This window comes from Breoghania sp. (genome assembly GCF_030066895.1).
Classification (GTDB): Bacteria; Pseudomonadota; Alphaproteobacteria; order Rhizobiales; family Stappiaceae; genus Breoghania.
The window spans coordinates 122688-139992 of the sequence record NZ_JASJAV010000019.1 but is presented as its reverse complement, the minus strand read 5'-3'; the positions used below and the strand labels follow the sequence as shown (position 1 = coordinate 139992).

The 17305-nt window shown below is 60.6% G+C and carries 18 protein-coding genes and 5 pseudogenes; 13 read left to right on the top strand and 10 right to left on the bottom strand.

The window, feature by feature from the left end:
- Positions 1-123: 123 nt before the first annotated feature.
- Positions 124-252 carry a hypothetical protein gene (locus tag QNJ43_RS18835; protein WP_300472077.1) on the bottom strand — a complete coding sequence of 43 codons (129 nt, stop codon included), beginning with the start codon at positions 250-252 and terminating at the stop codon, positions 124-126.
- Between the two features lie 163 nt (positions 253-415).
- Positions 416-643 carry a hypothetical protein gene (locus QNJ43_RS18830; RefSeq protein WP_300472076.1) on the bottom strand — a complete coding sequence of 76 codons (228 nt, stop codon included), beginning with the start codon at positions 641-643 and terminating at the stop codon, positions 416-418.
- Here QNJ43_RS18830 and QNJ43_RS18825 point away from each other — a divergent pair.
- Positions 642-1064, top strand: coding sequence for a hypothetical protein (locus QNJ43_RS18825; RefSeq protein WP_300472075.1), 423 nt, complete (start codon positions 642-644; stop codon positions 1062-1064). The genes QNJ43_RS18830 and QNJ43_RS18825 overlap by 2 nt on opposite strands.
- A gap of 231 nt (positions 1065-1295) precedes the next feature.
- Here the strand turns inward: QNJ43_RS18825 and QNJ43_RS18820 are convergent, their stop codons facing one another.
- The 3 genes and pseudogenes from QNJ43_RS18820 to QNJ43_RS18810 form a co-directional block, all read right to left on the bottom strand.
- Positions 1296-1571, bottom strand: coding sequence for a flagellar protein FliS (locus QNJ43_RS18820; RefSeq protein WP_300472074.1), 276 nt, complete (start codon positions 1569-1571; stop codon positions 1296-1298).
- 147 nt (positions 1572-1718) lie between these two features.
- Positions 1719-3269: pseudogene (gene fliD / locus QNJ43_RS18815) on the bottom strand (flagellar filament capping protein FliD).
- Between the two features lie 140 nt (positions 3270-3409).
- Complete coding sequence (locus QNJ43_RS18810) at positions 3410-3664, bottom strand: flagellin (RefSeq protein ID WP_300472172.1); 255 nt, start codon at positions 3662-3664, stop codon at positions 3410-3412.
- 53 nt (positions 3665-3717) lie between these two features.
- On the opposite strand from QNJ43_RS18810, the gene QNJ43_RS18805 reads away from it, so the two are divergent.
- Positions 3718-3990, top strand: coding sequence for a hypothetical protein (locus QNJ43_RS18805; protein WP_300472073.1), 273 nt, complete (start codon positions 3718-3720; stop codon positions 3988-3990).
- Here QNJ43_RS18805 and QNJ43_RS18800 read toward each other — a convergent pair.
- The 3 genes from QNJ43_RS18800 to QNJ43_RS18790 all read right to left on the bottom strand — a co-directional run bounded on the left by QNJ43_RS18800 (position 3987) and on the right by QNJ43_RS18790 (position 5605).
- A complete protein-coding gene (locus QNJ43_RS18800; RefSeq protein ID WP_300472072.1) occupies positions 3987-4502 on the bottom strand; it encodes a hypothetical protein in 516 nt (171 codons plus the stop codon). The two genes, QNJ43_RS18805 and QNJ43_RS18800, sit on opposite strands and share 4 nt — an antisense overlap.
- Positions 4468-4800 carry a flagellin gene (locus QNJ43_RS18795; protein WP_300472170.1) on the bottom strand — a complete coding sequence of 111 codons (333 nt, stop codon included), beginning with the start codon at positions 4798-4800 and terminating at the stop codon, positions 4468-4470. The genes QNJ43_RS18800 and QNJ43_RS18795 overlap by 35 nt, the downstream gene beginning before the upstream one ends.
- Positions 4801-5137: 337 nt before the next feature.
- Complete coding sequence (locus QNJ43_RS18790; protein ID WP_300472071.1) at positions 5138-5605, bottom strand: sigma-70 family RNA polymerase sigma factor; 468 nt, start codon at positions 5603-5605, stop codon at positions 5138-5140.
- Here QNJ43_RS18790 and QNJ43_RS18785 point away from each other — a divergent pair.
- From QNJ43_RS18785 to QNJ43_RS18765, 5 genes and pseudogenes are all read left to right on the top strand, one after another.
- A complete protein-coding gene (locus tag QNJ43_RS18785) occupies positions 5595-5753 on the top strand; it encodes a hypothetical protein (protein ID WP_300472070.1) in 159 nt (52 codons plus the stop codon). The two genes, QNJ43_RS18790 and QNJ43_RS18785, sit on opposite strands and share 11 nt — an antisense overlap.
- 431 nt (positions 5754-6184) lie before the next feature.
- Positions 6185-7028: pseudogene (locus QNJ43_RS18780) on the top strand (DUF72 domain-containing protein).
- Positions 7025-7483 (top strand): TRAP transporter small permease subunit, encoded by a 459-nt coding sequence (locus QNJ43_RS18775; RefSeq protein WP_300472069.1) that lies wholly within the window; start codon positions 7025-7027, stop codon positions 7481-7483. The pseudogene QNJ43_RS18780 and the gene QNJ43_RS18775 overlap by 4 nt, the downstream one beginning before the upstream one ends.
- A 5-nt stretch (positions 7484-7488) precedes the next feature.
- Positions 7489-9095: pseudogene (locus QNJ43_RS18770) on the top strand (TRAP transporter large permease).
- Between the two features lie 377 nt (positions 9096-9472).
- A complete protein-coding gene (locus tag QNJ43_RS18765) occupies positions 9473-9676 on the top strand; it encodes a cold shock domain-containing protein (protein WP_300472068.1) in 204 nt (67 codons plus the stop codon).
- 273 nt (positions 9677-9949) lie between these two features.
- Here the strand turns inward: QNJ43_RS18765 and QNJ43_RS18760 are convergent.
- Together QNJ43_RS18760 and QNJ43_RS18755 are read right to left on the bottom strand one after the other, a co-directional pair.
- Positions 9950-11722 (bottom strand): annotated as a pseudogene (locus tag QNJ43_RS18760) (IlvD/Edd family dehydratase); the annotation flags it as partial.
- A gap of 300 nt (positions 11723-12022) precedes the next feature.
- Positions 12023-12780, bottom strand: a pseudogene (locus QNJ43_RS18755) (gamma-glutamyl-gamma-aminobutyrate hydrolase family protein).
- Between the two features lie 247 nt (positions 12781-13027).
- On the opposite strand from QNJ43_RS18755, the gene QNJ43_RS18750 reads away from it, so the two are divergent.
- The 6 genes from QNJ43_RS18750 to QNJ43_RS18725 all read left to right on the top strand — a co-directional run bounded on the left by QNJ43_RS18750 (position 13028) and on the right by QNJ43_RS18725 (position 17199).
- On the top strand, positions 13028-14128 hold the full coding sequence (locus tag QNJ43_RS18750; RefSeq protein ID WP_300472066.1) for a TRAP transporter substrate-binding protein: 1101 nt from the start codon (positions 13028-13030) through the stop codon (positions 14126-14128).
- A 220-nt stretch (positions 14129-14348) separates the two neighbouring features.
- The gene (locus QNJ43_RS18745) at positions 14349-14756 is read left to right on the top strand and encodes a hypothetical protein (protein WP_300472065.1); all 408 of its coding nucleotides are present in this window, start codon (positions 14349-14351) and stop codon (positions 14754-14756) included.
- Positions 14642-15292 carry a TRAP transporter small permease subunit gene (locus tag QNJ43_RS18740; RefSeq protein ID WP_300472064.1) on the top strand — a complete coding sequence of 217 codons (651 nt, stop codon included), beginning with the start codon at positions 14642-14644 and terminating at the stop codon, positions 15290-15292. The genes QNJ43_RS18745 and QNJ43_RS18740 overlap by 115 nt, the downstream gene beginning before the upstream one ends.
- An 18-nt stretch (positions 15293-15310) precedes the next feature.
- Positions 15311-16033 carry a TRAP transporter large permease subunit gene (locus tag QNJ43_RS18735; RefSeq protein WP_300472063.1) on the top strand — a complete coding sequence of 241 codons (723 nt, stop codon included), beginning with the start codon at positions 15311-15313 and terminating at the stop codon, positions 16031-16033.
- Complete coding sequence (locus QNJ43_RS18730) at positions 16034-16432, top strand: TRAP transporter large permease subunit (protein WP_300472062.1); 399 nt, start codon at positions 16034-16036, stop codon at positions 16430-16432.
- Positions 16433-16461: 29 nt separating this feature from the next.
- The gene (locus QNJ43_RS18725) at positions 16462-17199 is read left to right on the top strand and encodes a TRAP transporter large permease subunit (RefSeq protein WP_300472061.1); all 738 of its coding nucleotides are present in this window, start codon (positions 16462-16464) and stop codon (positions 17197-17199) included.
- Positions 17200-17305: the final 106 nt, after the last annotated feature.

The following is a 17305-nucleotide window of genomic DNA, read 5'->3' as shown; positions in this document are numbered from 1 at the left end:
CTCGCGGTCAAATCCTTGAAATACCTCGGAGATGCTCTCAAGCGTGACCTTGTCGAGAGACGTCCACGACCCGATGATGACGGTTGCAGCTGCGTCGAAAGTATTCTTGTCGAACTGGGCCGCTTACAGCGCATCGATCATCTTACCGCGATTGATGCGCATGGTTTCGTTCATGTCGCGAAACTGCAGCTGAACACGCTCGATCAGGGCATGGACCTGCTTATAACCGATCTCGGAAAGGTTATCTTTCATGAACCGGTCGATCATTTCAGGGGGACGGGGGGCGGCATCCGATAGAAACTGCGGCTTGCGACCCAACCTGCCAGGAACAGGTTCGCGGCGATGGGGATAAAAAGCAGATTGGCGAGCACAACCGTAAGGCGTTGGCGTGTCATGAAGCTGTTCCGTCTCGGCTTTACGTACGGTTGAGATAGGTAAAGAGCGATGCCATCGTCTCGTACGCCGTCGAATCAATATTCTGTTCGTTAAATGTGTAACCGGCCCACACGCCGGCTGCAAAACACATGGCGAGTGCTGTGGCGGGAAAGGCCAGATTGCCCCCGCCGAAAATCAGCGAGGCGAGTTCGCGATACCAGGGGCGGGTCGACGTCCACGCCGGCGGAAGCGACCCGGATGTGCGCATGGCAGCGACCGGAATCGAGGGGATGCTCGCCTGCGGCTTGAAGGTGGGGAAGGCTGCTGTGGGCTCTGCGGCAGGATCCGCACCGGCGGGGGGGGGGCGTGTCTTCCTGCATCGCGCGAGCAGAAATACAGTCGGCGAGCCCCGCCGGCGCGCGGATGGCGGGCTCTGCGTCGAACACGTTCTTGAGCGCCTGGGCCTCCTCCAGGAGCTGGCGGGCCTGCGCGCTTTCGGCAAGCAGGGCTTCTGCCTCTGTCGCCGGGCCTTTCGGCTAGGTGCCGAGATCGGGACCGTTGCGGTCGAGACGATCTTCGAATTGTTCGAGCGTCATGACTTCCATTGCACCGGTGTCGGCGGAATCAGCGACGCCGTTCCGACGGCTAATAATCAACCTACATCTCGGGTGAAAGTGAGTCCATGTTGAGGCAAATCGGTATGTAGCCATAACCACTTGTCCGATTTTCTGCCCATACTTCAGCCGTGAGCTGCAACCCGGGTTGCAGCTCCGACTGTTGTCCGGACTAACCCGCGGCCTCGGTCGTCGCGCCGCGCGGCAGCAGGGTGGTCATCGCCGCCCAGGCATCGCGCAACTCGGTCAGACCCTAGGTGAGCCGACGGTAGCGTTCCACCGCGTCGGGCTTTCCGGCGGTCCGCGTCAGCGCCAGAATCGTGGTGTTGTAAAGTTCCATGAGGTTCTGGGCGAGGTTCCCCCGGCTTCCATGCCGGGGGCCTGGCGCAGACCGCGCAGGATGCTGACGGCGCGCAGCATCTGGATCTCGGCCTCTTCATAGAGCTTTGCTTCGGTGGCCTCGACGGCCTTCTGAGTGGCATTGATCGCTTCATCGTAAAGCAGCACCACGGCGGTGACCGGCGGTACCGTCGTCGTGGCCTTGCGATAGGCCGAAATGGCCTGATTCATCATGACACTCATGATCAGTCGTCCCCATAGTCTAAAATGGCTTCAATGTAGTTGAGGTTGGATTCCGCTTCCTCGATCGCGGCCTGATATGCGGCGTAGCGTTCGGTCAGCATGTCCTCGTAGGTCTCCGCCCGATCCCGGATGTCGTCGGCCTTTTCCTCAAGATCCTCGTTGGTTGGTCTCGGTCAGGCTCTCGATCAGGTCCGTGAGCGTGCTGTCGTCTTCGTCAGCCACGTTGTAGGTCGTGACGAACAGGTTTTCCGCGACGCCGGAGCTGAAGGTCAGTTCCACCGTTTCGGACTCGTCGCCGGTGTAGACGAACGTGATGCCTTCGTAGTCCGTGTCCTCGGCGCCGATGATGCGGCTGCCGTCGATCGTGAAGAGCGAGGTGTCGCCGTCGACGGACACTTCCGTGATGTTGCCTTCGTCATCGACCGTTATGTCGAGGGTCAGTTCCGACGGCATCAAAGTGTTACGGCGCAGAAGCGAGATATCGGACGAGGAACTTTCCATCTGGAAGGTGAGAAGCGACTCCACCGTATCCAGATCTTCGAGTAGGGCGCTGTTGAACGTGTCCTCATCGTATTCGAGATAGTTGTTCTCGTTATAGGAAAGACCGAGCAGTGCCATGGAGTCGCTATCGATGATCGTCGACAGATCGTCGGCGATGGAGGAATTGGTCGAGCGCAGGGTGCTGTCGGCAAACAGCGTCGCATCGTCGGACGCCGTGCCGTCGGTGCTGACTTCCTGCTGGGTGATCGCTCATTCGCGGTAGGCGTTGTAGGCATCCACCAGGGCGATGATCGCGTCCTTGATGGCGCTAACGTCGGAGGAAATCTCCACCGAGATGGAGGCGTCTTCGCCGGTCTCCTGGTAGAGGTCGAAGGTCACGCTGTCGAGAACGTCATCGATGGAATTGGTCGAACGCGTGATCTCAATGCCGTCCAGCGTGATGATTGCGTCTTGCGCCGCCTGCAGCTCGTCGACATAGTCGCCGTCGGAATCTTTGATCCCGAGGGACTGCATGGTGTCTGTGCCGTCGGTGGAGGTGATGACGATTTCCTGCGCCGTTTCCGTACCGGACAGAATGAGCTGGTAGGTGTCTTCGGAAACTTCCAGCACCGTCGCCTGAATGCCGGTGGTGTCGGACTGCTCGTTGATCGCCGATGCGATCTCGGCGAGCGTCATGTCCTCGGTGATTTCGATTTCGACGGATTCTTCGTCTTCCAATCCGATCGTGAAGGTGCCTTCGAGTCCCATTTCGTCGGTACTGGTCTCGTACTCGGAGCTCGCGACCTTCTGCACCTTGGCAAGCTGCAGGATCTGGAGATCGTAAGTGGTCTCGTCGGTGCCCTCGTCGACGGTCACCACGATGGCGGATTCCGCATCCACGTCGCCGTTGGAGGTTAGGTAGGCCTCGCGGTCGGCGAAGACGTCGTCGTCATCCAGGGTCGAACCGGTGGAACCGCGAAGAGCTGTGGCCGCGTCGTTGATGTCCTGCAGGAGGTTCTGCATTTCCTCGTAGGCGGCGATCTTGGTTTCGTTGTCAGAGATCTTGACGTCGATCGTGTCGGCGGTTGCGGTCTTGACCGCAACGGCAGCCTCGATGAGCGCATCCCAATCGATATCCGCAGTGTCGTACGAATACGTGTAGGTCGAACTCGTCGTTGTCGTGGTGGTGGTCGAGGTACTGCTGGATATGTCGCTCATGGCGGGGCCTCCCGGATTGGGGGCCCGGCCGCACGGCCGGAAGGGCGCGCGGTCGGGGCTTGGTCTCGAGCGGCCGGATCTCTCAAAGCAATGACGGTTTCTGGGCTGTCGAGAGCTTTTCGGGACTTGGCCTCTTCTGCTTACTGCAGAAGCGACAACAGGTTCTCCGGCATCTGATTGGCCTGGGCAGCGGCAGCAACCGCGGCCTGAACCTTCACGGACGATGCCGACAGGGAAGCCTGTTCAGAGGCGATGTCGACGTTGCTGATGGCGGATTCCGCAGCTTCCAGGTTTTCGATCGAGGTATCGATCTGGGCGGAGTGGAATTCGAACCGCGACATGGTCGCGCCCATCTCGGCGCGGGCGTTGGACACCGTGTCGATGGCCGTATCCAGAACCGACAGAGCCTCTTCGGCGCCTTCCTGCGTGGGAGACGTCGAGGTTGGAAATGCCGAGGTCCTCGGAGGTCAGCGACTGGATCGTCAGCGTGATCGTATCGGAGACATCGGAGCCGACGATGATGTCGGAACCGGTTGTGTTCGACTCGGTCGCGGTTCCGGTGGCCGAAGCGGTTGCTTCCGTCAGGCCGAGATCGGCAAGCGAGAAGTCGGCGGAACCGTCCAGGCTGCCGGTCAGATTGTCGATGGTGGCTTCGGCCTTCTCGCCGGTCGTGCGGCTGGTGAAGGTCAGCGCGCCGGTTTCATCATCCAGGCTCGCCTAGACATCGTAGTTGCCGTCTTCGACCAGTGCCTCGTTGATCGCGGTGACAAGCTCATCGGCCGTGTAGCCAACAGCTTCCTCGGAATCGTTCGACAGGGTCACCGTGGTGCCGTTGACGTCGAACGTGACTTCCTCTCCGGTGCTCACCGTCAGGAAGTCGGAAACGGAAAATGTCTCGGTGCCGTCGCTGTCGGTGTCGGTGAAGTCCAAGGTCGTTAGATCGGCGGAACTCAGCGTGGTGTTGGAGGAGCCGACGCCGACGTTGTCGATTGTGATGTCGGAGCCACCGGTCGCGGTCAGAGTCATGCCCGAAGCATCGACGCTCGTGGTGTCGCTCTCAGCGTTGATCGCGTCGACGATGTCTTCGGCCGTAAGGGTCGTGGTGGTAGCCGTGAGGGTGATCGTCGTGCCGTTGATGTCGAAGCTGAGATCATCGCCGACAGCAGTGCTGATGGTGGAGCTAGTGGTCAGCGAGCTGTCAGCCGTGGTCGCACTGGTGAGCGACGAGGTCACTTCGGCAGCCGTCTCGACGGTGTCGTCGGAGAGGTCGGACGTGCCGTTGAGCAGGCTCTGGCCGTTGTAATGGGTGGACGTGGCGATACCGTCCGTCCACGAGTTGGTCGAATTCAGCCTCGATGTAGGTACGTTCCGTGTCCGTCACCGTACCGGAAGCCGACTGCGAGGCCAGCGTCTTCATACGCTCCAGGATGTCGGAGATGTTCGCTGCGCCGCCATCGGCCGTCGACAGGATCGAAATACCGTGCGAGGCGTTGGTGGACGCCTGTTCCAGGGCGGAGACGTCGGACGAGATCTTGGTCGAGATCGCCAGACCGGCCGCGTCGTCGGACGCCTTGGTAATGCGCGCCGGAAGCCAGCTTGGCCAGCGATTCCGACTGATCGGTGGAATTGATGTTGAGGTAACTGACCGCGGTGTTCGCGGCGGTATTCGTCGAAATGACGGGCATCGTCGTCTCCTGATTTCTTCAAGACCAGCGCACGCATGCCAGGCGCGACACTGACGCGCTTTCTTGCGCGTGTGCCCCTACAATGGGAGCTCCGTTCAAGATAATATGTAGTATTATTACCAATTCTGAATTTTTTATTTATCGTAATGTAAAATAATTATTAATGATTTGTAATAATATATATTATATATATATGTATTTTTTTCGAAAAATGCGCTTCAATTTCTGTCGATCGCGCTTTAAAAGAGATTTAACTGCGAATATGGTCGTATCCATGAATTTCGAAATCTCGGCGTTGCTGAGAGCTTCTGTATAAGACAAGACGATGGCGATGCGTTGCTGATCAGGAAGACGCGTCATTGCTTCGGCCAGTTGCACGCTGGCCTCGTCGCGCAAAAGGCTCTGCATCTGGTCGCAATGGTCGTCGGGGATCTTCGGCAGGACGTCCATTGCTTCCATGCGGGGCTTGCGAAGGAGATCGATGCAGCGGTTGGTGATGACGCGGTAGAGCCAGGTGGAGAACTTCGCCTTGCCCGCCTGCCATTCACCGCGGCGGGTCGAGACCTGAAGGAAAGCATCTTGAACGACATCTTCGGCATCATTGGAGTTGCGCAGGATACGGCGGGCGACGGCGGTATTCGTGGTCGACATGACGCTCTACGAGAAGCCGGAAGGCCGCTTCGTTGCCCGTGCCAATGAGGTGCAGCAACTCATCGTCGCTGGCCGCATTCATGTTGCGTTCCGTTCTCTGCGTCCGTTCCCGGGCGACCAGCTCTTTCACGTCCATGGCCACAGGTAGGGCCAGTTAGAGGTTGCCGTCGCGAAGGCCATGTTCAGCATCTTTCCGCCCGCTACAGTCTCCACCGGCGATTTGCCGGGGCTTTATCTCTTTTACGGACAGACGATAGAAATCAGGCTGTAAAAATTTTGTATCAGACGTATATTTATAAATATTTTACTGGAAAAATGTGCCTATATAATAGAAAAAATTTTCCTATCCGAAATATATAAAATATAAATTAGTAGTTTTATTGGAAAATTCAAAATTTTAGATTTGATTTTCGGTCGTAACACCCGGAAAAATTGACCTATCGGAACCGCAGTGCGATGTGAAAAAATAAAAAACATCGCGAACCGTCCCTGTCTGCCAATAGGGTAGGTCCGAACGGACCATTGGTCTGCCGGAAAGACATGCACCTTTCGGGGCCCGGCAACAGGGTGGGTTTGCGAATGTCGGATGGAAAGCGCGGGGCAATCCGGGTCGGTATCGGTGGGTGGACGTATGAGCCATGGCGTGGAGTTTTTTACCCTGAAAAACTCGCGCAGAAGCGTGAGCTTGAATATGCGGCGGGTCAACTCACCTCCATCGAGGTCAACGGCACCTAATTATGGAAGCCAGAAGCCCGCGAGCTTCATCAAGTGGCGCGAGGAGACGCCGGACGATTTCGTTTTCTCGCTGAAAGCGCCGCGTTTCGCAACCAACCGGCGGGTGCTGGGCGAGGCCGAGCCGTCCATCGAGAAGTTCTTCACGGGTGGAGTGATGGAACTGGGCGACAAACTCGACCCGATCAACTGGCAGTTCATGAAGATCAAGAAATTCGACCCTGAGGATTTCGAGATCTTTCTGAAACTTTTGCCGAAGACAGTGGAGGGACGGGAAATCCGGCATGTGGTGGAAGTGCGCCACGACAGTTTCTGCGCGCCCGATTTCGTTGCACTGTTGCGCGAGTATCAGGTCGGCGTGGTCGTTGCCGCGGATTCGGAGTTTCCCCAGATCGCCGATATCATCGCCCCCTTCGTCTATGTCCGGCTGATGGGAACGAGCGAGGCGCACGAGAGCGGTTACGGGGCGGCCGATCTCGATCTGTGGGCGGAGCGGGCCGGAACATGGGCCGCCGGGCGCGCGCCGGAGGGGCTGGCGATCTTCGCCGAGCCCGCGCCGATCTGCCCGCGCGACGTTTATCTTTACGTGATCTCCGGCCACAAGGTCGCCAACCCCGCCGCCGCGAAGGAACTGATCCGACGGGCTGGGGCGGGGCGCTGGAATTCACCCGCATCCTGTTTGCCTGGATGATCCTGTTCGGCATGAATTACGGCGTGAAGATCGGCTCGCACCTGGGCGTGGATGCCGGTATCCGGCTGTTACCGCCGAAGGTCTTCCGCGTACTCGCCGTCTTCGGTGCGCTGTGCGGTGTTGCCTATGCCTGCATCCTCATCTCCGCAGACTGGCTTCAGGTGCTGGTCATCAACACGCGCGGCGGGGCGGTGACCTACTGGTCGCTGAATTTCCGCACTGGTATCGGCCTCGACGAGCTGCGCTATCTCGACATCATGCAGGAACTGTTCGGCACCAAGGAGCGCGTGCAGCGCTGGATTGCCTGTCTGGTCCTGCCGACCGGGCTCGCCTTCTTCGCCTTCAGCTGCATGCAGGCGGCCTGGGCCATCATCAAGGGCGACCGCGAGATGATGATTGCGGCGCATGAGGCGGAAGACCTCGTCGCCGAAAATAAAGACGTGTTGAAGGACTGAGCGTCATGGAAGTCATCGCACTTTTCGTCATGGTGCTGACGCTCCTGTTCCTGGGCGTCCCCATCTCCATCTCGCTCGGTCTGTCGAGCGTTCTGGCAATCGCGCTGTTCTCCTCCGACTCCATGTCGTCGGTGGCGCAGCAGCTCTTCACCGCCTCGCAGAACTACACCCTGCTGGCGATCCCCTACTTCATCCTCGCCTCCGCCTTCATGTCGACGGGCGGCGTGGCGCGGCGCATCATCCGCTTTGCGGTGGCCGCCGTCGACCATGTGCGCGGCGGTCTGGCAATCGCGGCCGTGTTTTCGTGCATGCTGTTTGCCGCGCTGTCGGGCTCCTCGCCGGCGACTGTGGTCGCCATCGGCACCATCGCCATCGCGGGCATGCGCGAGGTCGGCTACACCAAGGACTTCGCCGCGGGCGCATCGCCAATGCCGGTACGCTCGGCATTCTCATTCCGCCCTCCATCGTGATGGTGGTCTATGCGGCGGCGACGGACGTCTTCGTCGGGCGCATGTTCCTGGCCGGTGTCATTCCGGGCATCGTGGCCGATCTGATGCTGATGGTGGCGATCTATATCAACGCCCGGCGCAAGAACATGCCCAAGCAGCCCTTCGTCGGCGTGCACGAGATGCTGACGGCGGGACGCGATGCGGGTTGGGGCCTGTTCCTGATCATCATCATCCTGGGCGGCATCTACGGCGGCGTCTTTACGCCAACGGAAGCGGCGGCCGTTGCGGCGGTCTATTCGTTCTTCGTTGCCGTGTTCATCTATCGCTACATGGGACCGCTGAAGGACGTGTCGTGGGTGACGGAAGATGACGCCCCCAATGCGCGGGTCGGCTTCTCCGCCTCCATCTATGCGCTGGCAGCACTCTTCATCTGGCTGATCATGTCCTTCTTCTTCCTGGGCAATCTCGGCCTGGAGACGCGATTCTGGGCCGGTGTAGTGCTGGCGCTGGCGGTGCTGGGCTACTATCCGGTGCTGCGTGCGGACCGGCGGACGGAGAGCATCGGCACCGCCTATGCGCGCTCGCTCCGCATCTGGCGGCGCAACCTGTGGCAGATCACCTGCGCCTTCGTGCCCGCGTTCTACAATGTCGAAACGCGCAAGGTGATGATCGATGCGGCGCGCACGACCATCATGCTGATGTTCATCATTGTCAACGCGCTGCTGTTTGCCCATGTGCTCACCTCCGAACGCATTCCGCAGGCGATCACCGACTGGATGCTGGGGGCCGGGTTCAACTGGTTCACCTTCCTGATCGCGATCAATCTGCTGTTGCTGCTCGGCGGTCAGTTCATGGAACCGTCGGGACTGCTGCTGATCGTGGCGCCGGTGGTGTTCCCCATCGCCATGGGGCTTGGGGTGGATCCGGTCCATCTCGGCGTCATCATGGTGGTGAACATGGAGATCGGCATGATCACGCCGCCGATCGGGCTCAATCTGTTCGTGACATCAGGTATCACAGGTATGTCGCTCGTTCAGGTGGTGCGCGCGGCAGCGCCCTTCGTGGCGATCCTGTTCCTGTTTCTGATCATGGTGACCTATATCGAGCCTCTGTCGATCTTCCTGCCCTATGCCTTGATGGGGCCGGAGATCGTGACGTGGTAAGCCGGGCATCACGACGACGCATCAAAGCGGCGGGAGGCGGTCAGACAGATCGGCTCGTACCGTTTGTCTTGAAAGGGGCTGCTCTGCCGATTTTCCTTGCCGGTACTTGAAGTTCGCGGTGACCGTCCCATCTATTTACCATGCCGAGGGTGCCGTCCGTGACGGACGCAAACCCGAACGGCAGGCCGACGCGGCATTCACGCGCGGTCTCTTTTTATGGAAACGCCAGGCGCAGCAGCGGAACGCTTGAGGCTTTCGCTTGCGAAAAGGCGCGCGTTTCTTTCGCGGATTTTCAACAAAAACCGTAAGTGTTGCACAAGGTTGCCACGCGAATATGCGTGACTGCCTTTCTATTCGATAAACAAGGAAGAAGAAAAATGGAAAACGGTAATGTTAAGTGGTTCGATCCGCAAAAGGGATTTGGACTGATCCAGCCTGACCACGGTGGCCGGGATGTCTTCGTCGACATGAATTCGGTCAAGGCCACGGGTCTTGCGCTGTTGAAGGAGGGCAAGGTGGTCTTCTACGAACTCGTGCGCGCGGGCGACCGCGACGAGGCCCGCGATCTGGAGGTCGTGTAACGCGCCAGAGTGGTGTCATGGTTTGTTGGAAAGCGGCGGTAATCACTTCTCCCATGGGGAGAGGTCGGGCCGAAGGTCCGGCTGAGGGGGCCGGGCTCTCGTGGATACGGCAATCCTACGCCCCGCACCCCAACCCTCTCCCCCACGGGAGAGGGGGTGGATACGGCTGCTTTACTGACAATAGCGAACGTTCTGGCCGCTCGCTCGCGGTATCATGCTCAGTGATTGTCGCGCGGGACGCCCGGTCATGCCGTGCGGCCCGACGGCCGGGGCTGAATTGCCTACGTCGCGGTAGTCCACGGCCGGTTTCAGCACCATGCCCTTGTCGAATTGATCGACGAGGGAGCGCTGGATCTTTTGCCACGGGGTCTGATGCGGTGGGTAGGCGAAGCCCCCCGATGCCTCCAGCTCCTTGCGCCGGATGTTCAGTTCCTCATCCGAAATCAGAATGTTGGCGGTGCAGGCGTTGAGATCGATGCGCAGCCGGTCGCCTGTCTTCAAAAGCGCCAGTCCACCACCTGCTGCGGCCTCCGGCGAGGCGCTGAGGGTGGAGGGGGAGCATGACGTTCCCGACTGCCGTCCGTCTCCGATGCAGGGCAGGGTGGTGATGTCCCGTTTGATAAGCGAGGCGGGCGGCTGCATGTTCACCACTTCCGCCCCGCCCGGATAGCCGATCGGCCCCGCGCCGCGAATGACCAGCAAACAGTCCTCATCGATTTCGAGCGCGGGATCCTCGATGCGTTCGTGATAATCTTCCGTGCCCTCGAAGACTATGGCACGGCCCTCGAAGGCGTTGGGATCGTCCGGATTTTCCAGATAGCGCGCCCGGAATTCCGGCGTGATCACGTTGGTCTTCATGATCGCGCTGTCGGAGATGTTGCCCTTCAGGTTGACGAAACCTGCATCCTTCATCAGCGGATCGGAGACCGGGCGGATGACGCGCGGGTCCATGTTCTGCGTGCTTTCGCAATTCTCCCCGATCGACCGGCCGTTGACGGTCACGGCGTGGGGATGGGGCAGCATGTCCGCCTTCATCAGCTCCGCGATCAGGGCCGGGACGCCGCCTGCGTGGTGGTAGTCTTCGCCGAGATACTCGCCCGCGGGCTGCAGGTTGACCAGAAGCGGTACGCGGTGGCCGAGGGCCTGCCAATCGTCGTTGTCGAGCGGCACGCCCAGATGACGGGCGATGGCGTTCAAGTGGATGGGCGTGTTGGTCGAGCCGCCGATGGCGGAGTTGACCACAATGGCGTTTTCAAATGCCGCGCGCGTCATGATGTCGGAGGGTTTCAAATCCTCGTGCACCATGTCGATGATGCGGCGGCCCGTCAGGTAGGTCATCTGTCCGCGCTCGCGATAGGAGGCGGGAATGGCGGCTGCGCGGGGAAGCTGCATGCCGAGCGCCTCGGCTAGCGAATTCATGGTCGTCGCCGTGCCCATGGTGTTGCAGTAGCCGACGGAGGGGGCGGAGGAGGCGACCAGATCGGCAAACCCACCCGCATCGATCTCGCCTGCGGCCAGCAACTCGCGCGCTTTCCACACGATCGTGCCTGAGCCGGTGCGTTCGCCCTTGTACCAGCCGTTCAGCATCGGGCCGACGGAAAAGGCGATAGCCGGAATGTTGACGGTGGCGGCGGCCATCAGGCAGGCGGGTTTGGTCTTGTCGCAGCCGATGGTCAGCACCACGCCGTCGATCGGGTAGCCGTAGAGAAGTTCCACCAGGCCCAGATAGGCGAGGTTACGGTCGAACGTCGCCGTCGGCCGCTTGCCGGTTTCCTGGATCGGGTGAACGGGAAACTCGAAGGGAATGCCGCCGGCCTCGCGAATGCCGCCGCGCACGCGCTTGGCCCGTTCCAGATGGTGCCGGTTGCAGGGCGAGAGGTCGGAGCCGGTCTGGGCGATGCCGATGATCGGTTTGCCCGATTGCAGTTCTTCGCGGGTGAAGCCGAAATTCAGATAGTGCTCCAGATAGAGCGCCGTCATGGCCGGGTTGTCCGGATTGTCGAACCACGCCCTTGAACGCAGCATCCGTCGTATGTCGTCGGTCATCTCGGTCTCTCTCCCTCGTGCGCCGCGTTGTTGTGAGCCGTGCGCGCTATACTAGAGCACAATTTTGGTTGGGCGAACCGGTGGGGCGAATTGGGGGTTGGGTAAGGCGTGCATGTCGCCCATCCTTCGAGACGCCCGCGGTCGCGGGCTCCTCAGGATGGCGTTATCGCGCTGAAAGGGCTAATGAATCCAGATCTTTCAACACCCACAACGTCATCCTGAGGAGGACCGTTAGGTTCGTCTCGACGGATGGGCCACGGCAAAGATCCTCGCCGCGTCACTTCCCCCGTGTCGCCTGCCTCATCCCGCCCGCTGCTGCTGACACTCCCGCATAGCCTTGCCGAAGGCGGCGAAGATCCGGGCCAAGGTGTCGTCGCTCTTCACCCAGTATTCCGGGTGCCACTGGGTTGCCAGAACCCAGCCGTGTGCGGAGGTCGGATGAACCGCCTCGATGGTGCCGTCGTCGGCGCGTGCATCGATCTCGAGGTTCGGCGCAGGCGTGGCGATGGCCTGCCGGTGCAGCGAATTGACCTGCACGCGTCCGCCCGCCGGCCGGGCCGATATTCAGGGTCGCGGCAAGGCAGTTTCCCGGCGCGACCGCGACCTCGTGGACGAGCCCGTAGCGGACGTTCTGATCCTTGCTCGTGCGCGCCCGGTGGTCGGCGCGGTTCGGCAGGGTCTAGATCTCGTTGGCAAGCGTGCCGCCCAGCGCCACGTGCAGCTCCTGCAGGCCGCGACAGATGGCCAGAAGCGGAATGCCAAGCTCCAGGGCGCGGCGGACAAGCGGCAGGGTGGTGGCGTCGCGATCGGGGTCGTAGGGCCCGTTCGCCTCGTCCTCCACGTCGCCGTAAAGTGTCGGGCTGACATTGGAGCGCGCACCGGTCAGCAGCACCCCGTCGACGCGTGCCAGAACGGCGTCGAGGTCGATCCGCCTCGCCTAGCGAAGGCAGGATCAGCGGCATGGCTCTGGAGCCGATCAGCACGGCTTTCAGATAATAGTTCGCGGCAGCAGCGTGCCACTCATGACCGTCGGCGGTGCGAACATCCGAGCTGACGATACGATCGGCATTGTCATCTAAGTCCTCTTCGGGAGATGTAAATGCTCATATCATATGAAGGTTTGCGTATAGAGTTCTACATATAATGAGTAATTTAACTTGTAAATTTACGCGCTATTCGTTTTATATATTAACTTACAGTTCTTCTGACGAGGGCGGACGCTGCGTTCCTTTGGGAGATGGAGCGCGGTGTCATCGTAAGCGCGGCATGCTTGTCGCGCTTTTTTTACTCGGGAGGAATAAACTCATGAATCGTCGTTCATTCTTGAAGAACACGGGTCTCGGTGCGGGCGCCGCTGCGGCTGCTACGCTGGTTGCGCCCGCGGTTCGCGCACAATCCACCACGGACATGGTCATCGTCTCCACCTGGCCGCGTGACTTCCCCGGCCTCGGCACCTCGGCCCAGCGCCTTGCCGCGCGCATCGGCGAACTGACCGAAGGCCATATCAACGTGCAGTATTTCGCCGCCGGCGAGCGCGTGGGCGCCTTCGACAGCTTCGATGAAGTGGCTTCGGGCAATGCGCAGGCCTACATCGGTGCCAACTACTACTGGAAGGGCAAACACCCGACCTGGGCCTATTTCACGTCCGTGTCCTTCGGCCTGACTTATGCTGAAATGGACGCCTGGATCAAGTTCGGTGGCGGTCAGGAACTGTGGGACGAATTGGTCGACGGCTATGGCTTGCAGAATTTCGCCGCGGGCAACACCGGCGTCCAGATGGGCGGCTGGTTCAACAAGGAAATCGAGACGGCCGACGATCTGAAGGGCCTGAAGATGCGCATGCCGGGGCTGGGCGGCGACGTTCTGGCCAAGCTCGGCGCGTCTCCGGTCGCCCTGCTGGGCGGTCAGATCTACGAAAACCTCGTATCGGGCGCGATCGATGCGACCGAATTGGTCGGTCCGTGGAACGAATACTTCATGAAGTTCTACGAAGCGGCGCAGTACTACTACTATCCCGGCATGCACGAGCCGGGCACCCAGCTCGTTCTGGGGACTAACAAGTCCCGGTTCACCAGCCTGCCGAAGATCGATCATATGATCATCGAGGCGGCTTGCATGGAAGAAAACGCCATGCAGGCTGCGGAAACCAACCAGAACAACGGCGCCTATTTCGACAAGCTGATCAAAGAGCACGGCGTGAAGATCAGGAAGTTCTCCGACGAGGTCTACGACGCCTTCGGTGAGGCGGTGGAAGAGGTCTTCGCGGAGACCGTTGAGCATTCCGATCTGACGCGCCGGGTGCACGAGAGCTTCGCCAAGGCGCGCTCAGATCTCGGCCGCTCGATGCTACTCGCCGACACCGGCTACACCGCGCAGCGCAACCGGGTGCTCGGCATCACGGTCTGATCGCGAATCCTGATCAGACGGGCGAACCCGAACCGGGGCCCGCCCGTCTATCCCATCTCGTCCTGTCCGAAGGTTTTTCCGTGATGTCGTGCATTCGCCATGCGGTGTCGCAATGGGCTCCCGGAGCCTGCGGCCGGTGCGTGGTGCATGAGGCAACCGGAAAAAAGATCGCAAAAGCAGCCCGTGCCTCGGCCGGCTCGCATGATCGAATGAGAATGCAATGGTAGTTCGTCTCTTCGGTTGGTCGGTTCTCGCCGTCCTGGCCGCCTTTCTCCTCAACAACTATCTGACCTACTGGCTGTACATGCCCGGCGCGTTCGCCTTCTCCTCGGGCGATCCAACCGTCTATCTCCAGTCGGGTCTCTATGTCGTGGGGATCGCGGCCGCCTTCATCTATGTGCGAACGCATCGCGATACGCCGCTCAGGGTGAATTCCCAGTGTATCTCCGACATCAACGCCTTCATCATCCGCGCAGCCTTCTGGACCGTGCTGATCGTGTCGGGCTGGCGGACATGGCGATCTCTTTCCTGCGCGTGGAGGGCCTTCTCGACGCGGTGGTTGGACACGAGATTGGCGCCGATCTCGGCCGTTCGCACTGGTGCGGGACCTATGTCCACATGCCGTTGATCGGGCTTGCCATCGTCATCGCGATCTTCACGCGGACACTGGGCTTCCCCTGGCTTGCGCTTCTCGTGGTGGTGGCGGAGCTGCTGATCGTCCTGTGCCGCTGCATCTTTTTCTACGAGCAGGCCTTCATGGCCGACTTGGTGCGCTTCTGGTACGCCGCGCTCTTCCTTTTCGCCAGCGCCTACACGCTGAAGGAGGAGGGGCATGTGTGCGTGGACGTCTTCTTCACGAACTTCTCCCCGCGCACCAAGGGCTTCGTCAACGCCTTCGGTTCGGTGGTCTTCGGCATCGCGTTGTGCTGGGTCGGGCTGGTGGTGGGCATGGGCGGCAAGTCCAACATCATCAACTCGCCGCTGCTGTCGTTCGAGACAACCCAGGCGAGCTTCGGTCTCTACGTCAAGTATCTGATGACCGCGTTTCTCGCCGTCTTCGCCACGTCGATGATGATCCAGTTCGTAAGCTACTTCCTCCAGGCGGTCACCGATATCCGCGACGAGCCGGGGGGCCGCGAACACACCATCCACGCCGTCCAGTAGCCGCTGAGCGAGACTTTCATGGAACTCTTCTTTCTCGTCCTTCTGATCATCGTGATGGCGACGGCGCTGGGCTCCTGTTTTCTGGTTGCTTTCGCGCTACCGGGGTCGGCCATCGTCACCATCGCAATCGCGGCCTTCTCCGGCGGGCTCTTTGCGGGCAATCCCGATGCCTATTTCGCGCTCGGCGGTCCGGGCCAGTGGTTGTCTGCCGGCGTTACCAACTTCAGAGGCGTCTACTGGGAGGTGGAGCGCGATACGCTGATCGCCATCCCGCTCTTCGTCTTCATGGACATCATGCTGCAGCGTTCCAAGATCGCGGAGGACCTGCTGGTCACCATGGCGACGCTGTTCGGTCCAGTACCCGGCGGTCTCGGCATCTCCGTCGTCTTCGTGGGCGCGTTTCTGGCCGCGACCACCGGCATCGTCAACGCGACCGTGGTGGCGATGGGGCTGATCTCGCTGCCCGCCATGTTGCGCTCCAAGTATTCGGTGCCGCTGGCCACCGGCACGATTGCCGCCTCAGGCACGCTGGGGCAGATCATTTCGCCCTCCATCGTGCTGATTATGCTGGCCGATCAGTTGGCCAGCGCGGTCGATCAGGCCGGGACGCTGCGCCAGCAGCTCTACAAGGCGTCGACCGGCGAGATCTCCATGCCGTCGGATTTCGGCGTGATCTCCACGTCGGCCGGTGAAATGTTCCTCGGCGCCTTCGTGCCCGGCCTGCTGCTGGTCGGGCTCTAAATGCTGTTCATTCTGGGCTTTGCGATCGCCAAACCGCATCTGGCGCCGTCGGTCCATACCGGCGAGAAGATCAACGCCCGGTTCCTCGGCAAGGTGACGGTGACGCTCGTGCCGCCGCTGGCGCTGATCCTCCTGGTGCTGGGGTCGATCATCGCGGGCGTCGCCACCGTCAATCAGGCGGGCGCGATCGGTGCCGCGGGTGCCATGATCATGGCCGGGTATCGTTTGCGCGAAGGTGAGAAAGGGGCTTATCGGCCCGCCACGCTCGCGGTCGTTGCGTTGATCGCCATCGCCATGGTGGTCGGCTTCCATTCGGTCAACATCAAGAGCATCCAGACGCAAGCGGACGTGACTTCGCTCGCGGTCGCCCTCATCTCATCGCGGTCTCTCTTCTGCTGATCGCGCTCCTGTGGAGCGGCTGGCGCACGATGAAGTTCGAAAACACGCTGCGCGAGGTGATGATCGAGACGGCGAAGACCTCGTCGCTGGTCTTCATCATCCTGATCGGCGTGGCCATGCTGACGGCCGCCTTCCGCGCCTTCGGTGGCGAGGAGCTGGTGCGCGAGTCCCTGCAAGGCCTACCCGGCGGGTTCTGGATGCAGTTCTTCATCGTGATGCTGGTGATCTTCATCCTCGGCTTCTTCCTCGATTCCATCGAAATCGCGGTGGTCGTGGTGCCGATCCTGCTCTCCGATCCGGGCGCAAACGTCACCGCGGTGTGGCTGGGCGTGATGATCGGTCTGAACATCCAGACCTCGTTCCTCACCCCGCCCTGCGGCTTTGCGCTGTTCTACCTGCGCGGTGTCGCGCCCCCGACGGTGCGCACGCTCTCCATCTACAAGGGCGCCATCGCCTTCATCGGGTTGCAGCTGTTTATGCTTTGCATCGTCGGCTTCTATCCGCCGCTGGTGAACTACCTACCCAACTGCGTGGCGCTGACTTCGAAAACCGCTCTGCCGCCCCGCAACCCATGCCTGCAATATTGCATGGAGGAATGGGATCGCGAGCAATACGCCGAAAACGGCACCGCCATCTCCTCGGCCATAGATAAGGCCAAGACGCTGGATCTCTCCGTTCTGCCGGAGGATCTGCGCGACGATCTGGCGGAGTCGATCGGCTGGGCGGGCGAGGTCATGCCCGCGATGGACGCGATCATTGCCGTGTAGAAGAATGTCGACGCGGCGGCAGGCGACTATCGTCCAATCCATGATGAGGTGCGGTCGCTCGAACGCGACATGCGTCGTCTGGAGGCGAAGATCGAGAGGAGCTGAT